Annotated in this window: 6 protein-coding genes and 1 pseudogene; all 7 read right to left on the bottom strand. The window is 46.8% G+C overall.

The features are described from left to right. Nucleotides 1-352: 352 nt before the first annotated feature. Nucleotides 353-1525 carry a molybdopterin-synthase adenylyltransferase MoeB gene (gene moeB / locus K4039_RS27615; protein ID WP_265239696.1) on the bottom strand — a complete coding sequence of 391 codons (1173 nt, stop codon included), beginning with the start codon at nt 1523-1525 and terminating at the stop codon, nt 353-355. Between the two features lie 79 nt (nt 1526-1604). Next, on the bottom strand, nt 1605-2084 hold the full coding sequence (locus K4039_RS27610; protein ID WP_265239695.1) for a M67 family metallopeptidase: 480 nt from the start codon (nt 2082-2084) through the stop codon (nt 1605-1607). A gap of 85 nt (nt 2085-2169) precedes the next feature. Further along, on the bottom strand, nt 2170-2766 hold the full coding sequence (locus tag K4039_RS27605; RefSeq protein ID WP_265239694.1) for a Uma2 family endonuclease: 597 nt from the start codon (nt 2764-2766) through the stop codon (nt 2170-2172). A 209-nt stretch (nt 2767-2975) separates the two neighbouring features. Then, nucleotides 2976-3203 (bottom strand): ferredoxin family protein, encoded by a 228-nt coding sequence (locus K4039_RS27600; protein WP_194010874.1) that lies wholly within the window; start codon nt 3201-3203, stop codon nt 2976-2978. A gap of 197 nt (nt 3204-3400) precedes the next feature. Beyond that, complete coding sequence (locus K4039_RS27595) at nt 3401-4636, bottom strand: ATP phosphoribosyltransferase regulatory subunit (RefSeq protein ID WP_265239693.1); 1236 nt, start codon at nt 4634-4636, stop codon at nt 3401-3403. A 105-nt stretch (nt 4637-4741) separates the two neighbouring features. Next, a complete protein-coding gene (locus K4039_RS27590) occupies nt 4742-5713 on the bottom strand; it encodes a tetratricopeptide repeat protein (RefSeq protein WP_265239692.1) in 972 nt (323 codons plus the stop codon). 102 nt (nt 5714-5815) lie between these two features. Continuing rightward, nucleotides 5816-6346: pseudogene (locus K4039_RS27585) on the bottom strand (inositol monophosphatase family protein); the annotation flags it as partial. Between the last annotated feature and the right edge of the window lie 110 nt (nt 6347-6456).

Below are 6456 nucleotides of genomic sequence, written 5' to 3'. Positions count from 1 at the left end.
TCTTTGCTTAAACAACCTCGTTCTCCTAAGAAGAAAAAACCGGACTTGATTGTAGACCCACTGCATCGTCATGTATCTACAGCTCGACTTTTGAAGCAAGCTCAGCAAAAACCTTGACAGGGCTAGCCCACGGAGGCTTATGCCCTATGCCGGAAGCGTACCTGATCTTTCTGAGAAAGGCTATATATCAGATCAGCGAAGATGAGACAGCAGTTGAAACCGCTTCTTGCCAAACGATGTCAGCCGGACGCCGACTGAAGAAAATAACATAATGTCAGATGTCCGGTCTTTTTCATCAACCCGCCTCCGCGGGTTTTGTTTGTGTAGACGCGGTTTCAACCGCCCCGTCTTCTTAATATTGAGGAACAGACGAATCTACTTCTTGACTCCAAGCATTAATTCCGCCCTTAACATTAATCCCCTCAATTCCCGCTTCCTTCAAAATGCCCAAGGCCTTCGCAGAACGCCCGCCCATTTTGCAATGTGCAATCAAGCGATGCCCGTTCAACAATTCCTTGACCTTAGCAACACCTTCGCCGTGTTCGATATCCGGCAAAGGAACCAAAACTGACCCAGGAATTTGAGCAATTTGATACTCGTTAGGATTGCGGACATCTAACAATACAAAATCCTTCGCACCGCTGTCGATTAACTTTTTAAGTTCAGTGACAGTCATCTCAGAAATTTGCTGTTGTTCTTGCGCTTCCTGGGCTTTAGCTTGAGGAATGCCGCAGAATTGTTCGTAATCGATTAACTTTTCAATTACGGGGCGCACTGGATTCGGCCGCAGTTTCAATTCGCGGAATGTCATTTCTAAGGCATTGTAAAGCAACAATCTGCCGCTCAAGGTTGTGCCTTGACCTAAGATAATTTTGATAGCTTCCGTTGCTTGGATAGAACCGATAATACCGCACAAAACGCCTAAAACGCCGCCTTCGGCACAGGAAGGAACCATCCCTGGAGGGGGTGGTTCTGGGTACAAATCGCGGTAATTCGGGCCGCCTTGGTAGTTGAAAACTGTTGCTTGTCCTTCAAATCGGAAGATGGAACCGTAGATGTTGGGTTTGTTTAAAAGGACTGCAACGTCGTTCATCAAATAGCGAGTCGGGAAGTTGTCCGTGCCGTCGATGATGATATCGTAGGGAGTGGCAATGCCGATCGCATTTTCGGAACTAACGTGAGTATTGTACAAATCAACTTGACAAAAAGGATTAATTTCTAAAATCCGATTTTTCGCCGACTCAATCTTCGGTTTCCCAACCCAAGAAGTGCCGTGAATTACTTGGCGCTGCAAGTTGGAATGGTCTACAACATCAAAGTCTACAATCCCAATGCGGCCAACACCGGCGGCTGCTAAATACAGCAGCAGCGGCGAACCGAGTCCTCCCGTACCGATGCAGAGTACGCTGGCTGCTTTGAGACGCTTCTGCCCTTCCAATCCAACTTCTGGGAGGATGAGGTGGCGAGAGTAGCGTTCGTATTCTTGTTTGTTGAGCTGGATCTCGTCCAGATTAGGATTTAGCATGATATTCTGTTATAGGCTGATTTTGAATTATATCCTATCTGAATTTTTCGCATTTTTGCGTGTTTGTTATTTTTACTAACTATTTCTTAATCTGAGTCGGTTCGACTGCGACAATTTCCTCTGCTTGAAAGTAGCCCTCTGCGTCCAGACTCCAACTGCGGAGGTCTTGTGAACTGCCTTGTCGGACGGACACTATGATGTAGGAGTATTGGGCCCATGCCAATGTCCGATCGCACTCCGAGGGCACTGCGGGACTATCTGGGTGAGAATGATATATGCCGATGATGTCTAAATTGCGATCGCGCGCGTGTTTCATCGCCCGCAACATATCTTCAGGTCTAATAGCATATCTGCGTTGTTCTGTCAAGTCTTTTTGTTCCGGCCAATTCTCCTCGGCTTCGGCACTCCAAGCGTTGTCAGTCGGCAAAACTTCTACTACAGTTTTAACACTGTGTGCGATCGTACCTAACAATAAACCGCAGCATTCTTCTGGATAAGCGCTTTCGCCGTGGCTGCGGATTGATAACTGTTGTTCGGGGGTAAGTGCGATATTTTGCATTTTCTTTTAGGCTTTTTTTAATGAACTGCTTTGGCCGCGCGCCAGCGAAGAGAAGGGAAGAAAAGATTTTATAATTGATTTTGGATTATCTAGCTGTTTGCAAAACATTTCTATAAGCAATCACAGCTTCAGTCTGGTTATCATATCCTACATATTGACTCAACACAGAAAAATCTAACTCAGGTAAAAATTCACTACTCGAAATTAACTCATAACCAGATTCTCGCAAATGGTAAAGAGAAAATCGGTCATCCGCCCAAAACCAGACTTCAGGAACCTGCAAACCGCGATACACATCCAGTTTATCAACTCCGCCGCTAGTCAGAGCAATTTCTATCACAATATCCGGGACTTCTGCAAGTAAACCCAAACAGTAACACTCATCAGGTTCCGCACCCCGTCTCACGGCTTCGCTGCGAAATGTAGCATTTCCGTAACCGTTGAGATTAATTAGCCTTTCAACTGCATAAATTTCTATCAACCGCGCAATAATCTTTTTGAGTCTTTCGTGTTCTGGCGAAGTCGTCATAATAATTTCTAACGTTCCTTCCAAGTAAGTCATCCGGGGGAATTCATCGACAAACATCTCGGAAAGTTGCTCGTATTGTTCCCAAGTCACATCATATAAAATAATGCGCTGTTCGGTAGCTGGTTCGAGAGTTTTTGGATCTAAAAGTAGCATAATTAATTACCTGCACTTAGATATCTAAACGTTAGATTTTTCTGATTTTCTCACCCTTATTCTCTGTGCTCTCTGTGCCCTCTGCGGTTCAAAAAAAAAATCAATTTAGCTAACTAACAGTAGGGTGTATCAGGCGGAAAGCCTTAGCCTGTAGTCAAAACATTCAAACCTGACGCACCCTACAATAGCTATCTAGCCATCAATTGCTATCAAGTTGGTGTTTGCTGCAATTCGGGCCGTTCATCTGGGACGATCGCATTTTCGACTGGACAGACTTGCAAACAAATGCCACAGTCTATGCAGGTATCAAAATCAATCCAATACCAATCAGTACCTTTGACATTTTTGCCCGGGCCTGGGTGAATGCAAGCCACCGGACAAGCGCCGACACAATCAGCAACTCCCTCGCAAATATTTGTAACGATAGTGTGTGCCATGTTTCTATTTTAGATTTTAGTTTTTAGATTTTAGATTTGACATTATATCATGTCTGTCTAATTACAACAATACAATTGGTTGGCAGTGAGGAATGCGAGTCCTCTGTTTTTTTGCGGTCTGAAGTCCTCACTACAAACTGTTTTTATTGCTGGTAATTTGGTGGACATGATATTAGGAATTAGGTTTTAAACACATCCTAGTTTAGGGTTTCAATTGTTGCAGCACCTGCGGCATTTACCCAAGCAATTTGACCAATTCTACGATCGCGCGCGTAGTCCCTGGCTTCCTCTTCTGTCTCCCTTCTCTCTAAATCTATCTCCACCCGTACTAGGGGAGTAGACTCTCGGAGTTTGCGGGCATAATCAAAGGCCGCCGCCGCTGCTTCGGGAGTTTGAGGCACAACTAACCATTCGCTGGCTGCTGTCTCTGTAGGCAATTGACCCTCTGTCAACAAAACTTGGTGCAAATCTTCAATATTCAGACAAAACCCGATGCCGGGGGAGTTTTGCCCTTGGGGATCGAACAGTCCCAACAGGCGATCGTACCGCCCGCCTTGTCCTAAAACTCGCTGTCCTGTTTTGCTGCTGCTGACAACTTCAAACACTATTCCAGTGTAGTAGTCAAATGTTTGAATTAAACTCAAATCGAGGTGGATGTGAGATTTTAAATTGGGGATTTTTGCTTGACATTTGTGCAGTAGCTCGATCGCACATTTGAGTTCATTTAACGCGGCTTGCTGTGGCACATCTAAATCCAGCTTCGCCACAATCTCCAATACATCTTCTGGCCGGCCGCGCAAGTCAAACAACAGTAGAGCTCTTTCTCGCAATTCGTCAGAAAGTGGCAAAGTTTCCAAGGCTATGCGATCGAGATTGGCGATCGCCGATCGCACTTTTTGGCGCACATTTGGCGGAAACGGTTCTAGCAAAGTTGCAGTCAAGCCCGCTTCTCCCAAAACCAAATGCCAGTCATCAATTTCTAAGCTCTGCAAGCACTCAGACAGCAGCAGCAGCACTTCCGCATCCGCAACGCTTCCCCCCGCGCCGAGGAGTTCTACCCCAGCTTGATAGAACTCCTGTTGCCCGCCGGAACCCGTATCTGCGCCTTTGCGGAAGACGTTGGCGTTGTAGTAGAGACGCTGGGGCTGCCAGCGAGTCCCGGACATCCGCATCGCAGCCGCGCGGGCGATGGATGCTGTCAATTCTGGCCGCAAGCCGAGTTCTCCATCTTCGGCGTCTTGGAGTTGAATTAAGGTCGATCGGTCGATCGCGCCCCCAGCCATCAAAGTCTCCAGCCTTTCTAGAGTAGAGGTAATAATCCGGTGATAGCCCCAGCGGTGAAAAACCTGCTGTAAGCGCCGTTCGATCGAAATTTTTTGAGCAACGTCAAGGGGCAATAAATCTCTTGCACCCGATGGGGGTTGGTGAACCATATCAATTTTAGATTTTAGACTTTAGATTTTCGATTGACATTAGAAGCTTACCTTGAGAGACGGTGTTAAAGAAGACCGGGCGGTTGAAACCGCCGTCTGATCTTTTTATTTCTTCTTCCCGCTAAACAAACCCTCAAAAAATGCGCCCAGTTTGCTCTCATTTTTCTTTTCCTTTGCCCCCGAAGCTGCTGCCTGTTCCAGCTTTTTCTTAACTTCCAAAGCCGTCGGTTCTTGAGGATTTGATGCCAAAGCTTTTTGCACCTCAAGTTTTGCCATTGTGGCTTGATTTTGTTGAAAGTAACACATTGCTAACAAAGCGTGAGCTTGGCTGTGTTTTGGCTCGCGTTTCACGGCTTCTTTCAACTCTAAAATTGCTTTGGCGTAACTTTTGCTGTCCATGAATCCTTGAGCTCGGCGACAAGATCCGTCAGCCACGGAGTCTACTGGGGGTTTGGTCGGCGGAGGTGGCACTAGATTTGCTGCGGCTGGGGTTGCGGCTGGTTTTGTTACGGCTGGGGTTGCTACTGCTGGTTTTGTTGCGGTGTTAGTTGGTGGGGTTGCTGATTTTGTGGGCGAACCAATTCCAACCGCACCGCCAAGCCGCTCTTTTCGCAGCAAATAAACCATGTTGAGTTCGCTAATTTGAGCGATCGCATCTTCGGTTTCCGCAACCGATTCGTACTGCTTGAGAGCGAGTTTGCCCACTGCTGTTTTGTAAGCTTCTTCCAAATCTTTAGCGGTAGCTAACTCTTTGGCTGCTGCGCTTTCGATTTGCATTTTTGCTTGTTCTTTAAGGACGCGCTTACCGATGGCTGCTAACAGCAAGTTGTATTCTTTGCGATCGCTTTCCTTAGAGAATTTGTTGTATGCCGGAGTGACCATTTTTGACAAAAATTGGTTAGCCCAATCTTTATCGGCTTGGTCTTCAAAAGAGCAAGTATCCGAATGCAAGCGGCGGGCAATTTTCATGTAGCGCTTGCGGATGTCGTTAAACTCGGCGTCTAAAGGAACTCCCAAAATTGCGTGCTGATCTATAACGTCGTACTTGAACAGCCCTTTTGTCATTTCAAAAGACATAACTTTTACTCTCGCTTTCTTGGCTTTTCACTATTCTTTAATGTAGCCTGAGTCAAGGGGTTATGACCCCCGTACTATCCCTGAGCTCTTGTTGCGGGCGTGCTACCTCCAGGAAGATAAGGGCGGAACTGCTAGCAGTGCGCTGCTGAGTTCGGCGTGTATTTTGCCGTTTGTGGCCAAAACTCGACCAGAGTTGATCTCAAAGGCACTACCGTCATAGGCTGTAACTTGACCTCCGGCTTCGGACAGGATCACTACACCGGCTGCTACGTCCCAAGGGGAGAGTCCCCGTTCCCAGTATCCGTCCGATCGCCCGCAGGCTGTATGTGCGAGGTCTAGGGCAGCTGAACCACTACGCCGCACGCCTTGGGTGAGGTGGGTGAGGTGACAGAATTCGGCATAATTATTGTCTGCTGTTTCGCGCCGATCGTATGCAAAGCCGGTCACTAGCAAGCTGGTTCTCAATTCTGAACTTTGGGAAACTGCGATCGACTTACGGTTACAGGTTGCCCCCAATCCTTTGCCTGCCCGAAACAATTCGTTATGTAAAGGGTCGTAAATTACGCCGATTTGTGGTATGCCATCGATTAAAAGCCCGATCGACACAGCGTAAAAAGGTATCCGCTCAATAAATCGGGGTAACAGCAAAAAAGAAGGTTCACAATCTAGCCACAGCATGGTAAAATACAAAACATGACGCAAAAAACATCTGGTGACAAATTAGTAGAAACCTTACTGCAAAG

The sequence above is a fragment of the Lyngbya sp. CCAP 1446/10 genome (assembly GCF_026130175.1).
Classification (GTDB): domain Bacteria; phylum Cyanobacteriota; class Cyanobacteriia; order Cyanobacteriales; family Microcoleaceae; genus Microcoleus.
Note: the sequence above shows the minus strand (reverse complement) of the source record. Positions and strands in the feature narration are given on the sequence as shown.

Bases quoted from the DNA above. Each gene is read 5' to 3' on its own strand.
- moeB (WP_265239696.1), bottom strand. From the start codon at position 1,525: ATGCTAAATCCTAATCTGGACGAGATCCAGCTCAACAAACAAGAATAC.
- K4039_RS27610 (WP_265239695.1), bottom strand. From the start codon at position 2,084: ATGCAAAATATCGCACTTACCCCCGAACAACAGTTATCAATCCGCAGC.
- K4039_RS27600 (WP_194010874.1), bottom strand. From the start codon at position 3,203: ATGGCACACACTATCGTTACAAATATTTGCGAGGGAGTTGCTGATTGT.
- K4039_RS27595 (WP_265239693.1), bottom strand. From the start codon at position 4,636: ATGGTTCACCAACCCCCATCGGGTGCAAGAGATTTATTGCCCCTTGAC.
- K4039_RS27605 (WP_265239694.1), bottom strand. From the start codon at position 2,766: ATGCTACTTTTAGATCCAAAAACTCTCGAACCAGCTACCGAACAGCGC.
- K4039_RS27590 (WP_265239692.1), bottom strand. From the start codon at position 5,713: ATGTCTTTTGAAATGACAAAAGGGCTGTTCAAGTACGACGTTATAGAT.